This is a genomic window from Roseobacter fucihabitans, from assembly GCF_014337925.2.
Lineage (GTDB): Bacteria > Pseudomonadota > Alphaproteobacteria > Rhodobacterales > Rhodobacteraceae > Roseobacter > Roseobacter fucihabitans.
This window is the reverse complement of record NZ_CP143423.1, coordinates 2,996,150-3,013,783: the sequence shown is the minus strand read 5'-3', so window position 1 is coordinate 3,013,783 and position 17,634 is coordinate 2,996,150. Positions and strand designations below refer to the sequence as shown.

General features: G+C 50.4%; 19 protein-coding genes and 2 pseudogenes. 11 read left to right on the top strand and 10 right to left on the bottom strand.

Annotated elements, in window-relative coordinates; genetic code table 11:
- Positions 1-518 precede the first annotated feature (518 nt).
- From ROLI_RS14815 to ROLI_RS14790, 6 genes are all read left to right on the top strand, one after another.
- Positions 519-1,703, top strand: coding sequence for a site-specific integrase (locus tag ROLI_RS14815; protein ID WP_222869699.1), 1,185 nt, complete (start codon positions 519-521; stop codon positions 1,701-1,703).
- The gene (locus ROLI_RS14810; protein ID WP_187431993.1) at positions 1,654-2,385 is read left to right on the top strand and encodes a hypothetical protein; all 732 of its coding nucleotides are present in this window, start codon (positions 1,654-1,656) and stop codon (positions 2,383-2,385) included. Before ROLI_RS14815 ends, ROLI_RS14810 begins: the two co-directional genes overlap by 50 nt.
- 133 nt (positions 2,386-2,518) lie before the next feature.
- Complete coding sequence (locus ROLI_RS14805) at positions 2,519-2,752, top strand: AlpA family transcriptional regulator (protein WP_187431994.1); 234 nt, start codon at positions 2,519-2,521, stop codon at positions 2,750-2,752.
- On the top strand, positions 2,749-2,949 hold the full coding sequence (locus ROLI_RS14800; RefSeq protein ID WP_187431995.1) for a hypothetical protein: 201 nt from the start codon (positions 2,749-2,751) through the stop codon (positions 2,947-2,949). Before ROLI_RS14805 ends, ROLI_RS14800 begins: the two co-directional genes overlap by 4 nt.
- Before the next feature lie 58 nt (positions 2,950-3,007).
- Positions 3,008-3,976: a DNA-primase RepB domain-containing protein gene (locus ROLI_RS14795; protein WP_222869700.1), complete on the top strand. Its 969-nt coding sequence runs from the start codon at positions 3,008-3,010 to the stop codon at positions 3,974-3,976.
- Positions 3,966-4,946, top strand: a complete 981-nt coding sequence (locus ROLI_RS14790; RefSeq protein WP_222869701.1) for an AAA family ATPase — start codon at positions 3,966-3,968, stop codon at positions 4,944-4,946. The genes ROLI_RS14795 and ROLI_RS14790 overlap by 11 nt, the downstream gene beginning before the upstream one ends.
- A gap of 529 nt (positions 4,947-5,475) precedes the next feature.
- Here the strand turns inward: ROLI_RS14790 and ROLI_RS14785 are convergent.
- Both ROLI_RS14785 and ROLI_RS14780 read right to left on the bottom strand, forming a co-directional pair.
- Complete coding sequence (locus tag ROLI_RS14785) at positions 5,476-5,754, bottom strand: hypothetical protein (RefSeq protein WP_187431998.1); 279 nt, start codon at positions 5,752-5,754, stop codon at positions 5,476-5,478.
- 304 nt (positions 5,755-6,058) lie between these two features.
- Entirely contained in the window at positions 6,059-6,622 is a 564-nt protein-coding gene (locus tag ROLI_RS14780; RefSeq protein WP_187431999.1) for a GIY-YIG nuclease family protein, read from the bottom strand.
- A gap of 142 nt (positions 6,623-6,764) precedes the next feature.
- Between ROLI_RS14780 and ROLI_RS14775 the strand changes: the two genes are divergently transcribed.
- Together ROLI_RS14775 and ROLI_RS14770 are read left to right on the top strand one after the other, a co-directional pair.
- Positions 6,765-6,983 carry a helix-turn-helix transcriptional regulator gene (locus ROLI_RS14775; RefSeq protein WP_187432000.1) on the top strand — a complete coding sequence of 73 codons (219 nt, stop codon included), beginning with the start codon at positions 6,765-6,767 and terminating at the stop codon, positions 6,981-6,983.
- Between the two features lie 66 nt (positions 6,984-7,049).
- Entirely contained in the window at positions 7,050-7,199 is a 150-nt protein-coding gene (locus tag ROLI_RS14770; RefSeq protein WP_187432001.1) for a hypothetical protein, read from the top strand.
- Positions 7,200-7,423: 224 nt separating this feature from the next.
- Here the strand turns inward: ROLI_RS14770 and ROLI_RS14765 are convergent, their stop codons facing one another.
- The 4 genes from ROLI_RS14765 to drt3a form a co-directional block, all read right to left on the bottom strand.
- Positions 7,424-7,897 carry a hypothetical protein gene (locus tag ROLI_RS14765; protein WP_187432002.1) on the bottom strand — a complete coding sequence of 158 codons (474 nt, stop codon included), beginning with the start codon at positions 7,895-7,897 and terminating at the stop codon, positions 7,424-7,426.
- A 154-nt stretch (positions 7,898-8,051) separates the two neighbouring features.
- Positions 8,052-9,181 (bottom strand): IS3 family transposase gene (locus ROLI_RS14760; RefSeq protein WP_338469156.1). Its coding sequence is split into 2 segments (ribosomal slippage): positions 8,052-8,935 and positions 8,935-9,181, totalling 1,131 coding nucleotides; the frame shifts between segments, so codons are not numbered across the junction.
- Positions 9,147-10,664, bottom strand: coding sequence for an antiviral reverse transcriptase Drt3b (gene drt3b, locus ROLI_RS14755; protein WP_187432151.1), 1,518 nt, complete (start codon positions 10,662-10,664; stop codon positions 9,147-9,149). The genes ROLI_RS14760 and drt3b overlap by 35 nt, the downstream gene beginning before the upstream one ends.
- The gene (drt3a, locus tag ROLI_RS14750; RefSeq protein WP_187432152.1) at positions 10,657-11,889 is read right to left on the bottom strand and encodes an antiviral reverse transcriptase Drt3a; all 1,233 of its coding nucleotides are present in this window, start codon (positions 11,887-11,889) and stop codon (positions 10,657-10,659) included. The genes drt3b and drt3a overlap by 8 nt, the downstream gene beginning before the upstream one ends.
- 534 nt (positions 11,890-12,423) lie before the next feature.
- Here drt3a and ROLI_RS14745 point away from each other — a divergent pair.
- The gene (locus tag ROLI_RS14745; protein WP_262386601.1) at positions 12,424-13,497 is read left to right on the top strand and encodes a UvrD-helicase domain-containing protein; all 1,074 of its coding nucleotides are present in this window, start codon (positions 12,424-12,426) and stop codon (positions 13,495-13,497) included.
- On the opposite strand, the gene ROLI_RS23840 is transcribed toward ROLI_RS14745, so the two are convergent.
- The 3 genes from ROLI_RS23840 to ROLI_RS14735 all read right to left on the bottom strand — a co-directional run bounded on the left by ROLI_RS23840 (position 13,478) and on the right by ROLI_RS14735 (position 16,042).
- On the bottom strand, positions 13,478-13,630 hold the full coding sequence (locus tag ROLI_RS23840) for a recombinase zinc beta ribbon domain-containing protein (protein ID WP_222869622.1): 153 nt from the start codon (positions 13,628-13,630) through the stop codon (positions 13,478-13,480). The genes ROLI_RS14745 and ROLI_RS23840 overlap by 20 nt on opposite strands.
- Before the next feature lie 532 nt (positions 13,631-14,162).
- Complete coding sequence (locus tag ROLI_RS14740) at positions 14,163-14,582, bottom strand: response regulator (protein ID WP_187431358.1); 420 nt, start codon at positions 14,580-14,582, stop codon at positions 14,163-14,165.
- Positions 14,579-16,042 (bottom strand): ATP-binding protein, encoded by a 1,464-nt coding sequence (locus tag ROLI_RS14735; protein ID WP_187431359.1) that lies wholly within the window; start codon positions 16,040-16,042, stop codon positions 14,579-14,581. The genes ROLI_RS14740 and ROLI_RS14735 overlap by 4 nt, the downstream gene beginning before the upstream one ends.
- A 225-nt stretch (positions 16,043-16,267) precedes the next feature.
- On the opposite strand from ROLI_RS14735, the pseudogene tnpA reads away from it, so the two are divergent.
- A pseudogene (gene tnpA, locus ROLI_RS14730) lies at positions 16,268-16,501 on the top strand (IS200/IS605 family transposase); the annotation flags it as partial.
- 222 nt (positions 16,502-16,723) lie between these two features.
- Here the strand turns inward: tnpA and tnpB are convergent.
- A pseudogene (tnpB, locus tag ROLI_RS23835) lies at positions 16,724-16,885 on the bottom strand (IS66 family insertion sequence element accessory protein TnpB); the annotation flags it as partial.
- 540 nt (positions 16,886-17,425) lie between these two features.
- Between tnpB and ROLI_RS14725 the strand changes: the two are divergent.
- The gene (locus ROLI_RS14725) at positions 17,426-17,611 is read left to right on the top strand and encodes a GlsB/YeaQ/YmgE family stress response membrane protein (RefSeq protein WP_187431361.1); all 186 of its coding nucleotides are present in this window, start codon (positions 17,426-17,428) and stop codon (positions 17,609-17,611) included.
- Positions 17,612-17,634: the final 23 nt, after the last annotated feature.

Genomic DNA, 17,634 nt, shown 5'->3' with positions numbered 1-17,634 from the left:
CTCAATCGTCCAACAGGTCAGTCAGATCACAAAATTACCGCACTTCGATCTATGCGAAACACCAGCAACACGCGCCAATACCGCAAGAGCGGTTTCGTCCTTGTCCGCAATGTGAACCTCCGCAGGTTCTACGACGACAGGCCGGTCTGGGTCCGATATGCCTGACGTTTGGGCCGCACGGTACGTGACGTAGCCATTTGATACGAAGCAGAAACTCGCCTGAGCCAAGTTAAAAATGCGTACTCTTTCAGAATGCAGGTGGCCCGGTCGCGCTCTTGTAGCGCTTCAAGTGCTCGTTTGCCCCATCTGGCGGCTCGGATCGCCTTTTTCCCACAGCGGCCATTAGGGCAGAGAGTGCTCCTAGTTCTTGTTTTTGGCAGGTTCCCACGAAACACAAAAAAGATGACAAAAGTCACATCCCCAACTTTAAGCAACCTAACGCGGCTTTAATCATAAACCCTCAGGCCATCCCAAACCATACCCTGACACGGGGATTCTGGGTGTCTTACAGTGTCCACATGAAACAGACACTGACAACCAAATCACTCGACGCGATGAAGCCTGCGACCGTTAAACGGTACGAGGTTCGCGACGCAAAAGTAAACGGCCTGCATGTGCGGGTGTCGACCACAGGTGCGAGGATGTTTTACACGATGTCCCGTGCCAACGGCAAAAGACGACGCATCAAAATCGGGTCTTATCCTGTGATCTCTCTGGCCGATGCGAGACGCCGCGCGACGGAAATCGCCCGGTCAATCGAGCTGGGTGAGTTCGACGTGACACCCGGAATCCCAGAGGAAACAGTACCCACCCTCGGTGAGGTCATCCCAAAGTTCATCGAAATTCACGCTAAGCCAAACACCAAAGACTGGAAACGCACCCAAAGTGTGTTGCGCAAGTTTGATGGCTTGAACGACAGGCCCCTTGATCAGATCAAGCGACAGGACGTCACCAAGGTCTTGGATGGCATTATCGCCAATGGCACGCCGACACGGGCAAACCGGGCGCTTTCAGCGATCAAAAAGCTCATGAACTGGTGCGCCATGCGCGGCACCATTGAAACGTCGCCCGTGGCTCCTCTCAGGCCACCAACACGCGAAGTTCAGCGTGATCGCGTACTCACCGATGATGAAATTCGCGCGATTTGGCGACACAGCGAAACCGAGGGCTACCCGTTTGGGCCTTTTCTCAAATTGCTAAAGTTTACAGGTCAGCGCCGAAGCGAGGTGTCTGGAATGCGGTGGTCCGAACTCAATCTTGATGAGGGCATTTGGGAACTTCCAGCAAGCCGCGTGAAAAACGCTCGCCTGCATATTGTGCCCCTGCCTCCACAGGCCGTGGACATCCTGCGATCCTTGCATAGGTTCCTCAACAGCGATTTCGTTTTCACCACCACAGGGCGATCATCGATTTCTGGGTTCGGTCGATTGAAGGCCCGAATTGAGGCTACGCTGCCAGAGAACACACAGGATTGGCGCTTCCATGATTTCAGGCGCACGGCCTCCACAGGCATGGCCAAGATCGGCGTTATGCCCCACGTGATCGACGCAGTGACCAATCATAAATCAGGGGTCGTCTCAGGCGTCGGTGCAACGTACAATCGCTACACGTATTTAAATGAGAAACGCGAAGCACTAGAGCAATGGGCAGATCATGTCGAAGAATCCACAAGACCATGCACCATACCATCAGCGGTACAGTGAGCCTGCTTGGTACAGGGATCAGCCCAAATTTCCCAAGGGGCGCGACCCTAACACCGACTTATTCAAAGATGACGCGATTAAGTCTATCGGCGAAATTGCGGGTAACTTGGACGACGCAGATTTTCATGCTCTACAGCTACAGCTTCGCAACGTCGCATTTGACTATATGACCGCTCTTCACACGACACCATTGCGCCTTTTGGACGGTCTCGGCGATGTTAAACTCACTAGCCGTATTAAGTATCTAGAGACGCACACAATCAAACCAGCGCGTCTCTTACTCGACGCGCTTGCCGACGACAATTCAGCGCTGCTTTCCGAGTGGCCTGAAAAACTCGACTACCCGGCGCCTGACAAGAGTTCTTTGGTCGCGGAACTGAACAAGTTCCATGACCGCGCCACAGAATTGAAGCTGCTGTTAGAGGATCGGCTACCAAACGAATCTATGACAATGGAATTTTTGACCGATCTTGGAAATGCACTAACCCGCGTCCTTAAATCCTTTTTTCCCAGCCTGACGATAAGTCGTGGCACTTACCACAAGACAGTAGTGGCAAGCGATCCATCAATGCATGGCTCGTTTCTTTCCGTAATGGCAATTTGTATTGGTGAAATCCTGCCAGCCGAAAATGAACTGTCTAGCAAGCTGATTGGCGAGCTCAGGAAGCTGCAAGGGCCTTGACGCTTTTGGAACAGATAATTCCAGACTTATCATTCTGATAAATAGACATAAATTAAGATTATATGCTATCAAAATCGCATCAATTGACACGAATTGGAACGCGTTCCTTACTCTAACTGAGAAGGAAAAAACTATGGCGAAGCTAGCCACAAAACTAAACAAGGTCCTCCTGTCGAGAGCCGATCTCAAGGCTCTAGGAATCTGGCAATCGAACTCAACACTTATCCGGCTTGAGCAAGCAGGGCGGTTCCCTGTCCGCATTCGTCTTTCAGGTGCGTGCGTCTGCTGGGATCGCGATGAATTATTGTCCTGGATAGATGCCCGTAAATCCGAGCGTGCCACTTGGCACTACGAGGATGCGAGATGAACAGGATGCAATTTTGTTTTTCATTCGACAGCCTCAAACGCCTCGGCATTAACTACGACTATGATGTTTTGATCACATTGGAAAAGCAGGGGGAATTCCCCAAGCAAGTTGAGTCTAAGATTTGGGATGCCAAGCAAGTGTTGGAATGGCACTTGGCCAATATCGACAAGCTTCCAACAAAGCACTCAATCGACTAAATTCGGAGACGGAGCCTAAATCGCTCCGTCTTTTCTTTATAATTCGAAAGGACACAACATGCCACCGTGCGTGAATGAACGAGCACGTCCAGATGTTCGGTACCCAGATGCCTTTAAGGACTACGATGATGACCAAAACACCCACCAAAGTATGGTGGGTTTTCTGAGCCGCCTATGGATGGACGCACCAAAAAATAGCTTCCTGTTTTTGGCTACGGCAAATCCTGATGGCAGCAAGTGGCGTGAACATGTTGTCCGCGCCAGCACAGTCAAAGCTGACTTAAACCGTTTGCTGCACAAGTATTCACGTTGGGATCACAACTTGTATTTTGGCGTAAACCCATTCTCGCAGGATCGACGCCAAAAGGAGTTCGCGCTGCCTACTTCCTTGGGCTGGTGCGACATGGATGACAGTGATCCCAAAGCCTATCGACCATTGCCCAGTCATTTGTGGGAAACATCGCCCAATCGATTTCAGGCGTTGTGGTTGTGGGATACCGAGCATGATGTCGAAGAAGCCGAGCGCTTTTCGCGCTCCCTCGCTGACAGGTATGGTGGCGATGCTGGATGGACCATCACGAAGATGCTGCGCATCCCCGGCTCAGTAAATCACAAGCCGCATTATGACGAGCCGTTCGTTAAGCTGATTTCGCAGAACTGGAATACGGTTTCAGAGCGACCGAAACTCACCTCCGACAAGGGTCGAAATCATGGTGTGTCATCCCAGCCGCAGGATATGAACCCTTACGCGCATGATCGCCTCGACGTCCTGCGCAAATATCGAGCCAAGCTGAGCGCGTCAGCCCGGACAGTCATCCGCCATAACCGCGTGATGGCCCCTGATCGTTCAAAATGGATTTTCGTGATGGTCACCGAGCTTTTTGAAGCCGGGGCGACAATCGATGAAATCGCAAGCGTCGTCTGGAGCAGCGCATATTTCCTCGACAAGTATGGCCAAAATCGAACCGCACTCGAACGGCAAGTATCCAACATCATTTGTAAGATCGGGGACCAAAATGGTCGATAAACCAACTTTCGTCACGCTTTCATCAGTCAAGGCCCGAAAGGTGCAGTGGCTTTGGGAGCCGTATATTCCCTTGGGGATGATCACGATTTTGGAGGGCGACCCCGGCTTGGGCAAGTCCTTCCTGTCTATGTTCTTAGCATCGGAGATTTCGCGAGGCGGTAATCTACCTGACGGGGGCGACCTCGATCAAGGCAATGTCCTATATATCAGTGCGGAAGACGATCCGTCATACACGACACGCCCTCGCATTGATGCGATGGGTGGGGACCCTGAGAAAATCCGTGTTCTCAATGGTCGGCTCGCTTTCGACGATGAAGGCCTGAAAATGCTACGGGCTGAATTGGACGCGTATGAGCCAGACCTGATCATCATTGATCCTTGGGTGTCGTTCATCCCACCAGATACGCGCGTCAAGGATTCCAGTTCGATCCGAGCCTTGATCGACAAAATAGAAAGTGTCGCCAAAGATTACGGATGTGCGGTTGTTTTGATCAGGCACCTGACAAAGATGAAGCAGGACAACGCCCTTTATCAAGGCGGCGGCACGGTGGACATGATCGCAGCAGCGCGTTCAGCGATCCGCATCGGCCAACATCCCGACAATGTAGACCACAGGGTTATGGCGCACCTGAAACACAACGTCGGCCCCAAAGGTCCTAGTTGGGTTTATATGATGCAAATCCCGACGGAAGACGGAGGCGTGCCGCGTCTGGAATTTATCGGAGAGGAAGAAATCTCAGTAAACGATCTGAATGCCGCAGTCGGAAATACCAACACACGACCCAAGGATGCCGCAGAGGAATTTCTTAAACGCGAACTGCGCGACGGACCACGAAAGTCCAAAGAGATGCTGGCGCTGGCGGAAGAGCGCGGCATCAGCGAGCGCACACTTGTTCGGGCTAAAACGCGGATGGGGGTTCAGTCCGAACAAAAGCACGGGTCTTGGAGATGGTCACTCAAGTCGGCCTGATCCAGAGTGCCACAATGCCACTTTGCCACATGTATCGCTGGCGTTCTGACACGTGTCTCAGGATGCCAACTTTCAATATGTCATTGTGGCGTTGTGGCATCCTGACTTTGAATGCAGCGGCCGACAATCGGCTCAAAACCCAAAACCTTGGCAGTCAGTATGAGCGCTTGCCTGCCCGACAGACGGGACCCGTTAAAAAAACACCCTCCCATTACCCCGGTGGTCATCGGAATACGATGCGACAGATCATCGTTCGAGACCGACACGCGGACTATTGATCAGGCTGTTGGAGGCGACACGGAACCAATTATGTGAGTCTTTTCAATTGGTCCGTATTCACAGCGATCTGCAAGGACTGATTTGGGTGCCGCATGGGTGGGTTTACTCATCTGCTGGAGTGTCCATGGCCTCGTTTTGAACCCAACCCTTTTTGTGATAGTGGCGAAGGACAATCGCACGGTTGTACAATGGACAGCCAATCCACAGGCCGTTGACTGTGACCAGCGACAAGATCGACCACAAGAATATATCAGTCGCGCCGTTGCTGACGTGCGATTTCGCGGCGAACCCGTTTCCATCTGCCTTGGTCAGTCAGTTCAGATCGGTACCACGCCTCATATTCGCGGTTCGCGGCAACTTCCTCTGCCCGGCTACCGTATTTTTCTATCAGTTCATCGGCTTCCGCGACGATCTCGGATTTTGGGATCATTGCAGGCAGTACAGAATTTTCCCACATCACCCAAACAAATGCGATCACCGCTGGAGCGAGAACGACCGCAACCGTTATTATGACGTCTGATTTCTCCAACGTTGTGCCTCCTGTCGCTGTTGGCAGGACGCTAAGAAAGTGACCGTCTCTCGTCAGGTAAAACCCCAGAAACGAGTCTTCGAAATTGGGTGGGTATATAGAACACCCAGACTGTTGCCTCTGGCGTCAGATGGCGGCTCTCTGGCTTAAATTAATCGCGCGCGCCTCACAGCAGGGCAACTTGAGCCAGCCGTGTATTTGACAGCATGTGCCAGCCCGACGGACGTTCCAGCACGTCTGGCTCAATACAACGCCGCCGCGCGCACGTATGAGTCTCTGACTCAGGGATTACTTACGGATCAGGTCAATTCCTCCCAAGTGCACGGCGAAGATCGCTCAGTGTCGTTTTAAAGGGATGGCCGGACATGCTGAGGTTTAACGGCAAAGGCGGGCCACGCTTGATTAGCTTTTCCTCAAGGCTCCAAGGATTGTCCTGTTGCATCATTGATAGCGCTGCGTGCTTCCCGATCCATACCGTCAGCTTTGCTTCATGTTCTCGATCCATCCGAACGCGACTTCCAGTGTCGCGCCAGAACGCCAGATTGAGGTCGTGCTGAAGCAACGCGGCAAGGGACAAGCGCAGAGTGGACGACCGCACCGTTCCATTCACGTGATTTCGCCATAGGCGGCTTTTTATTGGGGTTGATGACCTTGATCGCGCTGGCCCATCTTTTGGCGGTGCTATGCCCACGTAGAGCAGATGTTTGCCTTTGTGCGAGATGCATCCGTCCCTCGGAACGAACGGTAGATTGCCGTCGAACCACCATCCGTAAAGGCCGTGAGTAATTGAGCGCTCGTCGATGTGACCCAAGACATCATTGGGGAGAATGAGCTTTGCGGGAGAAAGAAATGCCTTCTCGTCGTCCAATAGACTATGAGTCAAGTCAGAACACGTGCGGCCACCGTTTCCTTCTATCATTCCTAAACATCACCAATGACTTCGGGTCTTGGATCAGCCTAGAGCGAATATGACTTATAGCCTATGGCGCTGATCCCATCACCCATGCGCCATGCAGCGCATGTCAGTTCAATCGCGCGTTTCAAAAAACATCCAAAGGATCAGGAGGGAAAAGGAGCTTTCTCAAGAGGATGTTGCCCATCGCGCGAACATTCATCAAACCTATCTGAGTGGCGTTGAGACGGGGAAACGCAACCCATCGATCTTGGTCGTCGAGCGCATCGCAAAGGCGCTTAATGTGGACGTTTCGGAAATCTTCAAACCGAACTAGGAATATCCCTGACAAGCCTCCTTATCGCATCTTATCGATCTTCATCAGAACCAAAGGAGATCAATAATGGCTGATATCGTGACACTCAAAGCTCTGTGCGAAGAATTGAAACTTGACCCACGCGAGGCTCGCGAAAAGCTGCGCGCCGCCGTTGGTGACGCAAAAGCGAACCCTGAACTGGCAAAGGCACGCAAGCCACGTACTCCATGGCAATAGGTCAAAGGATCATTGGCAGAAAAAGAAGCACGGCGCGCTGTTTTAGTTAAACTCGCGAAGCAGAAATAGTTGATAAGAACAAGGGTACCAGCCAACGTAAGTGTGTGCATTGCTGCTCAAGCCAACCTCTTTCGCGGATTGTACGATCCACGCAGTTTGATCAACAAGTCTGTACCGTAACAAGTCGCGGTAAAACGTGGCTGATAACCTCAGCTATCAATACCTTAAGCATAGACGCTGCTCAACTCTTTCTTTTCAATCATGTTCAAGAGATCGACACCATCCCAACGAACAAACCAGTATTGTTGTTGTATCTCAGCGACTGTTGCCTCGGCTTCACACTTGCTGATTGCACCCATACTGGGAGAAATCGATTTCCAAACATCTCGGAGCAGTTCAGCTCGCTTGGCATTTTCAATGTGCGGGCAAGCAAGCGCATCAAGGAATAAATGTACGGATTCTGAATCTCTTGCCAGATGTTTCTCTGATTTGACCCGTTCACAAATGGTTTTCCAAATTTCGGATCTGTGCTGATCGAAGTCGGAACGGTTTCCGTAGATAAATAGCTTTACGACAAGTTCAAAATATCCACGGCTCTGCTCGTCCAGTTTGGTTAATGCAATCAACTCATGCTCCAGCTGGCCGTCACCGCCAAATTGCTGCAGACTTACTAAAATGTTCAGGATTTCAATCGGCACAACTGAGCCCTTTGAAAACAGACCTTCAAAGCTGGGAGCTCTGGCCAATTGTGATGCCCAACGAAGCGAGGCCTCTTTAAGAATATCATGCCCCTCAGGGTCATGCTTCTGCAGATTGGTCTTGTCGCGGTTGCGTTCCGGTCTCTCAACTCATTTAGGCAGCCTTTCGTTCGAAGGCCAAGGGGCTTTTGCCACCTAATGACGAGTGCCGCCGTCGTGGATTGTAGAACCCATTGATATACTGGAAAATCGCCCCTTCGGCTTTACGCCTGGTTTCCCAGCGGTTGCGCCAAATCAGCTCTGCCTTGAGTGATTTGAAGAACGTTTCAACCATGGAATTGTCGTAGCAGTTTCCCTTACCGCTCATCGAAACTTGGAAGCCGTGTTTAGACAGCCGTTTCTGATAGTCGCCTGAACAATATTGCGACCCGCGATCCGTATGATGCATGCAGCCCTTCGGCGGTTGCCGCAGTGCCACAGCCATATCCAATGCTCGGATCGCCAGATCCCGCTTCATACGATTGCTAACCGCCCAACCGATGACACGACGGGAATACAAATCAAGGATCACTGCCAGATACAACCAGCCCTCACTGGTCCAGATGTAGGAAATGTCATCGGCCCACTTTTGGTTTGGACCATCTGCAAAGAAGTCCTGGCCCAGCAAGTTAGGGGCGATGTTAAACGCATGATTGCTGTCGGTCGTAACCTTGTATTTCTGGGTCCTGATGATTTTGATGCTATTCTCCCGCATTAAGCGGCCCACGCGCCGGTGCCCAACTTGCAGACCCAGTTCTTGCAGTTCTTCGGTCATGCGAGGCCCGCCATAGCTTTGCAGGCTTAAGCGGTGCTGTTCGCGGATATGCGCCAGGATCACCATATCGTCGCGCTGTCGCTGGCTCATCGGGCGGCTTCGCCACGCGCGAAATCCTCGCGACGTAACCTGCATGACGCGGCAAAGAAATTCGACAGGCCATTCTTCTTTCCAGGCGTCGATAAAGGCGAACCTCACCGACTTTGGCCTGCAAAGAAGATTGCCGCTTTTTTTAACACTTCCCTCTCCTCGCGAAGCAACCGAACTTCCTTGCGAAGGCGTTCGTTCTCTTTCTCGACATCCTCGTGAGGACCCGACATCAGGTTGTCATGCTGATGCTTTTGAACCCACTTGTTCAACGTCGAAAGCCCAACTCCTAAATCCGCTGCCGCTTGCGGTCGTGTCAGCCCACTGGTCGTTGCGATGCGTACTGCATCAAGACGAAACTCGTCTGTGTATCTCGGTGCCATTCTCTATCTCCTTCATAGCAAACATTGCTCGAAAGAGACCGGAACTAAAACGTGGCAAGACCATATGTTGGGCCGCGCGTACGAGAGCGTGCGACAAACCGAGTGAGGACGCCACGGTGGGGTGCAACGTAAAAAAGTAGAAACCAACATCCAGCAGGAAAAAGAACATCTGACGATAATCCCGTTCGACTACCGGGCTTTCCTCAATTGCGCTCAGTTCAGCGTAGTCATCAGCAATATCTATGACTTTCCGTCGGATTGCGCCAATGACGTAGTTTGCAACCGCATCGTAGCCCAATTCTGATGCATAACACGCGGCCTTAACCTCTCTAGTGAGTTTTCCGAATAGAGCGCGATAGCGATAGATGAACTTTGGTATTACCGTTTTCTTGCCACTTGAAGGCAGATGTATTGTCTCGAACAACTGTGCCCAATGGGATCGTAGAGAATTGTTGATCTCGTCGATCACCAAAGATTTTTTTGAATAGAACGGGCGTTTTTCAAACTCTCGCTTTCCGACGTTCAGGTGCAAATTGTATTCGCGCAGTGCAAGTGATAGTTCGTGCTCGACCTGCTCAGCAACTTCGGCGCTGTTAGAAAACACATAATAATTATCGACATAGCGCATGCACTCATACTCCACGCCGTAACGAATGGCCGGAACGCGCCTCTCAAGACTTCGGCGGGCATTTTGGTCTACCTTCGCCAATATGATTTCCGCAAAAATGCGACTAGCCTCTGGACCGATGCAAATCCCACTCGTTTCGTTGTGGTTTAGTCTTTGCATCACCTTGTCAAATTGGTTCCCAAAATTCAGCGGAAAGATGCTCTCCTTAGCTTCCTCCTTGCTCTTTGTTGCCCAAGCCATGGAGTGGGTGTAAATGCTGTCAAAGCATTTGCTGATATCTAGCGATAGCTGGTACCGAAACTTCTTTTCCAGCCGAATGTGGTCGTCCGAGGCAAAGAACTGGTGCAGACGGCTGAATCCAGAATAGGCAAAGTAGCTAGCCGGATTTCTAACCAGTTTGTCGAGTTCCGTGGTGTCAACGGTAGCGTTCTTGTATTGGTTCTTGCCCTGCAGTGGCGATGGAACAAAAAACGATCCACCGATTTTTTCCGGCGCACGAATTGAGAACGGGCTGCGGGAAGCGTATTCGCAGATCAGTTCTTCATATTTTTCGTAGAATGAAGCCAACACCACTTGCCCGTTAGGGTGAAGCAAACTCAATGTTCTTACACTGCGTGAATCTTTGACAATTCTGTATCTCAAGGGGACGGAGAAACTCTTGCCATCATCTTCTAGCACAAGGGTTTTGATTAGCTTTTTAAAGTGTGCCGATTTGCCAGCCAGCCCATATAAATTTTTGTAAAACCCATCGTTGCTGATGATTATTGGCACCTCGAAAGGTGAGGTGTCGGTCAGGACAACGCGCCACTTGTCTGCCCTGCTCAGTTTGACTCTAAACCTATGTTTACTAGGCATACTTCCAGCACTCCATGAGATGCGCTAATCGATCAGCGCTGAACCTGAAGTGAACTCGATTGGCCACGCCCGTGAAAAAAGAATGCTTTAGGAGTTCCTTCTTTTCGCGGTTGCTTAACGAAAGTGCAAGTCTACCTCCAATTGGCCCTGAGCTACATAAAACCATACCCTCGAAGAACTTATCGAGTTCAGCCAAGGCGGGAGCACCGCTGTCGATGAGGCTGTATGTATGCTGTAGTCCAGCACTTCGTTTCTTTTGTTGCCGTTCATCAAAGAACTGGTAGCCAGAAGTTAGAATGCGAACACGGTCGCGCAGGTCTTCGAAATTTCCATCCGACAGATACTGCAAAAACGACTTCACAACTCTTGTCTTGTTTTTCTTCACTTTTGATGCAGCAATATCTAGTTCCACAACCCTAAAGCACGGTCTCCTTTTATTGGTTTGATAGATGGTAAATCGGAAGCCGAGGTAGTCGAAGCTGTGTTCTGCGGAAGGGGTGTTAGCCTTGGCCCCTCCAAATACAAAGATCTTCGACTTCGTGAAGTTGAGCCCAAGACCATTAGGCAGCGCATTCTCGATTTTCTTTTTTAATTTCCTTGCGCTATCAAGCTCTGGCAAAATCAAAATGATATCATCGACGTAGCGCGCGAAATAATGGGCTCCCAAGGTTTCTCGCATGTTGCGGTCAAAATCTTGCATGTAAAATTCGCTTAGTTCTGCGCTGATTGCCAAGCCAGGAGGAAGACCCGAAAGAGAGTTACTTTTGCAATGGTTAATCAACGATCCAAGTACAGCTCGAGTGCTAGGCGCGGTGACCAATCTTCTTTTGAGGTGACCAGATAGGACATCTTGATCAATGGATGGGTAAAAGTTCTTTATGTCCGTCTTTGCAATGGTAAACGGCATACCTTCTTCGCAGAACAACTTTAATCGACGGACGATTTCCATTCGACTGCTTTGCTTGGCTCCAGTGATCCTTCTAATGTTTTGCGCCGCTTTCCTAAGCACTAAATCGGACGCTAAGTCATTGACTCGATAAATTCTCCGACCAGCCAAATCGTTCGGCGTCAATGGTAGAGAAGGAAAGCCATTTCGTGCTGTGTGGACTGCACTAGTGATAACAGCTGCTTTGTATGGGTCGCCCATAAGCGCAGGTTGTTTTAAGAAATCGTTTTTCGTCAGGTGTCGGGCTAGCGACGCAGTGCTAAAAGTGGGGTCGTACATATGCGGAACCTAAGGGTATCAATTTCCTGAAATCACCTTAGGATAGAACGAACGCCACAGACACACCAGCGTTCAGCCAATTGCATAAACGATATGCAGCTCATATCATGGCATTTGGCACCCATACGGCACCCAAGCGAGATATAACGAATACCGCGGCCACTAAAGCAACCCCAATTATCTATATTTATCAATAATTTAAATGGTGCCCGGGGGCGGAATCGAACCACCGACACGAGGATTTTCAGTTTTCCTAGGTTCCCATTCAAACTCTAGCAGGCTGGTTCAAGCCGACGCAAAAAGTGTTTAGCTTCAATACTATGTGGTCTTCAATCAGTTTCAAAGCAAACCAAACGAGTTCACCCTAGCGCACCACTTTGGGCACCCATAACGCACCCAGCGGCCATTCTTACCGTCCGTATGACCAGATCAAGCTTACCCTCAGATGCTTGATTTAGACTTTTAGGTCATCGTAATGCGCGATACCCTCAAACCATAGATCTTCTCTTCTATTGATTTGAAAGTTCCAGAATTTTGAAGCGCTTAAAGCCAAAACCGTTGGTTGGTTTCCTTCTCAACCCCTTCGGGAAATACCCTAGATACATAGGGTACGATGGAAATGAGATCGTCGTCCAAGCTGGGTATGCGGTGACTGCTGGGCTGAGAGAGCTTTCAGCAAGTCCGATTGTTGAGAGTGGATTTTGGGGCGCTTCGCTGAGGCTCCAATTGGACGAACAACCTGTTCAATTGCTCAAAGGCGTTCGGCAAAAAGAAGCTTTAGTATTCTCGGACAAAATTCGTTTGGACTGGGAAGCGATCAACCAAGCAGATTTTGAGCGAAGTCGCGCAGCCATTGACACATTGCTTTTGGAAATTGCACAGCTTTCGGACCCAGCAACTTATCCTGCGGCGTGCGTCGTGTCACCAATAGTGGAACGTGCGCGTGGCCTTGACCAAAGCCTTCTATCAAAGCTTCCACAGCAAGCGCTCGGGGATGTTCAGCGGGATCAAATTGGAAAAATTCAGACGTTTGTTCAAAACGCTCAACACGATAGGCAGCAAGCAATTGCAGCTTTTGAGGAACGTCAGCTTGTTGAGTGGAGCGACTTCTTTGATACTTTCGAAAGCAACCCATTAACGCCAGAGCAGCGTAAATCAATCGTTGCTGATGAAGACGCAACACTGATCTTAGCAGGGGCTGGCTCAGGGAAAACCAGCGTTATCACCGCCAAAGCAGGTTATTTACTGAAGTCGGGCGCGCGCAAACCAGAAGAAGTACTGCTTTTAGCATTTGCCAGTGCCGCCGCCAAAGAGATGAGTGAGCGGATTGAAGAAAAGTGCGGTGAGCCGTTGGAGGCCAGAACTTTTCATTCGCTGGCTTATGATATCATCGGAACTGTTGAGGGAAGCAAGCCAGCGCTGGCCGCCCATGCCACCGACGACAAGGCTTATCTTGCTTTGATCCGAGACATCTTAAAAGCCTTGGTCAAGACAGCTTCTGAGGTATCGAAGTCCATCGTTGGCTGGTTTTCATACACGCGTCTCGATGAGAAAGCCCCGTTTGGATATTGTAAGGCTCCGATGCCACCTATTGTTCCGCTGAAATAGGTAGTGATGAGGCGTAGGCGTCACAGTCTTTGGTCTGGCAGAGATAATAAGCGTAGCGCTTGCCGCTGTTGCTGGTCGAATAACACGACCGCAGCGGCGTGTCGCAACACCCACAGGTGACAAAGCCGCGCAAGGCGAAGTCGTTGCCAAGGTCTTTGCGGCGCGGAGCCGATCTTGCCGCCCGTAGATGTATTTAGGGCTTCAAGCAGAACAAAGGGCTGAGTAGCGATGAAGGCGAGACATGGACGTAACTTGTGGACCATGACTTGGAACTACGGTGGTCAAGCGGCGTCAAAACAACAGATTACGGTCATACGGGCAAATGCCGCGGATGGCTGAGAACGCCGCGAAGCGCCAAATAGCCTACAAACTGGGTTTGCAGTTGCGGCGACAGTTCGTTTTGCTAGGTCATGTTGCAGCAGCATAATTTCAAGCCGAACGGCGGTTGAGACCCTTTTGAGATTTGTGTTCGACGCCTGGCGCCGGCGCGCGTTTGAGCTTGTCTTCTGAAACGATTGGCAATGGGACGGACCGATCCGCCTCAAACTTGATCCGTGCAACGCCGTCGATAAACACCTAATTCTGTGGGATTTATTTGACTTTTTACTGCGCAAAATCAAGCAGCACCAAATCGTTGGGCTGCCCTGAGACAGTCAGCTTTGCTGCTAAGCAGCCAAATTTAAAAAAATTCGATCCAGATCGTCAGGCGAAAATTCGCCTTTTACAATGAAATCTCTAACGAAACTCCACTGTCGTGAACGGTCTTTGTCTTCCTGCCTGGGCGAGGAGGTAAACATAACGACCACTGTAGATTTCAACTCGTTTGCCGCGCGAATATCACTGAATCTCTCTAGAAACCCAAACCCATCAACACGCGGCATGTTTACATCTAAAAATATGACAAGGGGGGGATATCTTTCTGGTTCCAGTTGGCGGCGACGGCTGTGTTCTTCAAAGTACTCTATTGCGAATTGACCATCTGCGACCTCAAAACTCACGATATCGAAGGAACACTTTGCAAGATTACGCCGCAAAAGATAGCGATCCATTTCGTTGTCATCAACGATCAGAACGGAAACGCTCATGACACCACCTCCAATCTTGGCTGCGGTATAATGAACCGAAAAGCTGTCCCTGGCGACAAATCCTCAACGCCAATTCGAGCCCCAAGCGCGTCGACATGCTTTTGTACGATTGCCAGGCCCAGACCAGAGCCTTCAAAGCCAGAATGGAAGCGGGTAAAGCGATCGAAAATCTTGTCTTTCGAACCCTCAGGCAAACCCAGGCCATTATCCATCACACATAACTCGACACCATTTTGGGAACGTCTCGAACTAATTGTCACGTTATTGTCTTCTCTGTGCGGCGCGCGATACTTGATTGCGTTTGATAATAGGTTTCCTATGATTTGTCGCAGACGCGTGGGTTGGCATGTTAACGTTTCTACCTCGAAGTTACAGTCGATTTGGACAGAGCTTTCTGAAATTTGCAGGGCTAAATCCTCACAGATGTCGGTCATCAAATGTGATAGCGATATGCTTGTGATATTTTCGTCTTTCAAATCGGCTTGGGCAAGCTCAAGGATTGCTATCACAGTATCTTCCAGGCGCTGCATTGTGCTGTTAATTCGCCGCGCATTCTCTTTGGCTTCTTCGAGGTCGCCACTTGCGATGTCTTCGACAATAAAATTGGCAAGTCCCTTAACCGTTGACAATGGACCTTTCAAATCATGTGAAGCACGATACGAAAACTGCATAAGCTCCTCATTTGCACGCTCCAGTGAAACTGATTTGTCATGCAGCGCCGAGATATCCGTTGCGACGATCGTAACCCCTCCCAATGTGCCATCTCCGTGTTCCCAGGGGCTGATCTGAACTGAATATTTCTTTTCAGAACCTTCTGGGTTTTTATGACTGACGGCGATCTCGGCGTGGGTTTGCAATTCCAAACAATCATCAATTGCTGAGTGTAATTCGCTCAACGATGCATAAACCTCTTCGAAGAAAGTACTCGGCGTAAGTTTTAAGTGACCAAAACACTGGTTCCAGAGCGGGCTCGAATTTATGATACGCTTCTTGACATCCACCATGATCATGGGATTTGGGAAGCCTGACGTCAGCGACTTTAGCGGCGCCACGAACGCCTTTGCATCAGTGTGGTCAATTTTTCGGCTATTGATTTTGGTGTCTTCCAACATCCGGCTGACACCGACACATCGAACAACATCTTCGGCTTCGCATATTGGAGATTTAATCGTATGAAAAAAACGACTGTTACCCGAAGCATCCGTTACATTCTCCCGAGTAATATCCAGATCTTTGGCTGTATCGAACACGGTTTGATCATCAATAACATATTGCAGTGTGTCATCAGGATCGCTGTGATCAGCATCGATAATGTTACGCAACTCCTCTTCAGACATACCGTAGTAGTCAAGGAAGGCCTTATTCGCCCAGAGGAGCTGTGAGCGAGGACCTTTGATGAGCACCATATCGTGCATTGCATTCAGAGCAGATCGAAACCAATGAGCATCGTAAGGAACCACGCGACACCTCCTAAATGTAAACGAAAGCGTTTACTGTGTTTGCGTATGAAAAGCGTCAGCCCAACTGCTGCTAGTTTGATTAACAATTCGCTAATTTCGATGCCACATGCTTTAAGGAAGTTGGACTCTTAGAGCTTTAGTATCCACTCTTTGGTCTAAACCGCCCGTCTTTCAGACGGGCGTGCTTTAGCACGAAGAATCGTCCTATGATCCACGGGGAAGCACTGCGTCTATTATCACCGCTACCACCTCGTTTGGTCGACCAAGTATCGCTATAAAGTGTTGCAGGGCGACATCAAACTGCGGGTCTGTGATATCTGCCGCCAGGTCTGTGCGCAGAGTGGTGTCGAGATCATCCGCGGCGTGCTCTCAAGTTACCACGTCCACATGTTCGTGTCGGTCCCGCCGAAACTGGCGATTAGCGATCTGATGCGTCTGATGAAGGGCAGGTCGTCCTGAGCAGTCCCACTTGGGTGGTCCAGTTTGAAAATTATTGCATGATTGGCGTTTGGTCCATCGGAACGATGGCCTCTGGCGCAGGTGGGCGGTAGCCCAGAGCATTATGTGGTCATTTTGCGTTGTAATCCGACGGTAGACATATCGACCAAATTGGCGCGTCAATTCGATCATATCCGCGACCAAGCGTTCTTCGTCAGCGCGTCCACGTGGCAATACGCCGTCGCGAATGGCAGGCCATTTGAACGCATTCTGCTCAAGCCGCTTATATGCCATGACCAACCCTGTGCCGCCCCACCAGATCATTTTAAGTCGATCCGCACGCTTGGCGCGGAACACATAAACCGCGCCATCAAAGGGCTTCTTTTGCAAATGACTCTGTACCAAGGCGCCAAACCATCGTGTCCCTTGCGAAAGTCTACGGGCTTCGTCGCCACAAATATCTGAACTCCATGCGACGGATGGATCACAGCGCAGCCACAATCTCGGCAATGCGCACGGCTGGCGTGTTCGCCGCAAGACGAACGACCACATCTCCCTTGATCAAATCGAGCGTACCCACGACGTCCTCAGGCACACCCAAGGACAACTCGAGAACATGCCGGAGTTCAACGAAAGCGAAGTCCGCATTCTGGAGCCGGACATCCGTTTGGCCGAAGAGCTTGGTCTTGACTAACGAAACCCCGGAAGCGGACTGACATGTCCCTTCTGTGATTTCAAAACAGCAACACCGCAGTCATCCTCCTGATTGCGGTGTTTCAGGGCGGAGCGTCTCAGACCATTGTCCCATGATCTTTGGTGCTCCGTCCAAATTTTTGCAACGCTTCTGATAATTGAGACAAATAAGGATTAGAACTAATGACTGGAATAGGATGAATCGGATCGCTGATCATAGGCGCGCTTGCGGGCTGGATCGCGGAAAAGATCATGAAGACTGACGACGGCCTGCTGATGAACATCGTGCTCGGCATTGTCGGCGCGCTGGTTCTGAACTGGCTGCTGGTGTTGATCGTCGGTGCCACTTTGGGTGGCTGGATCGGACAGCTTATCGTCGCTGCAGCAGGTGCGTGCCTGCTGATTTTTGTCGTGCGGCTGGTCCGTCGCAAGACCTGACCCAACAAAAGACAGACGCAATC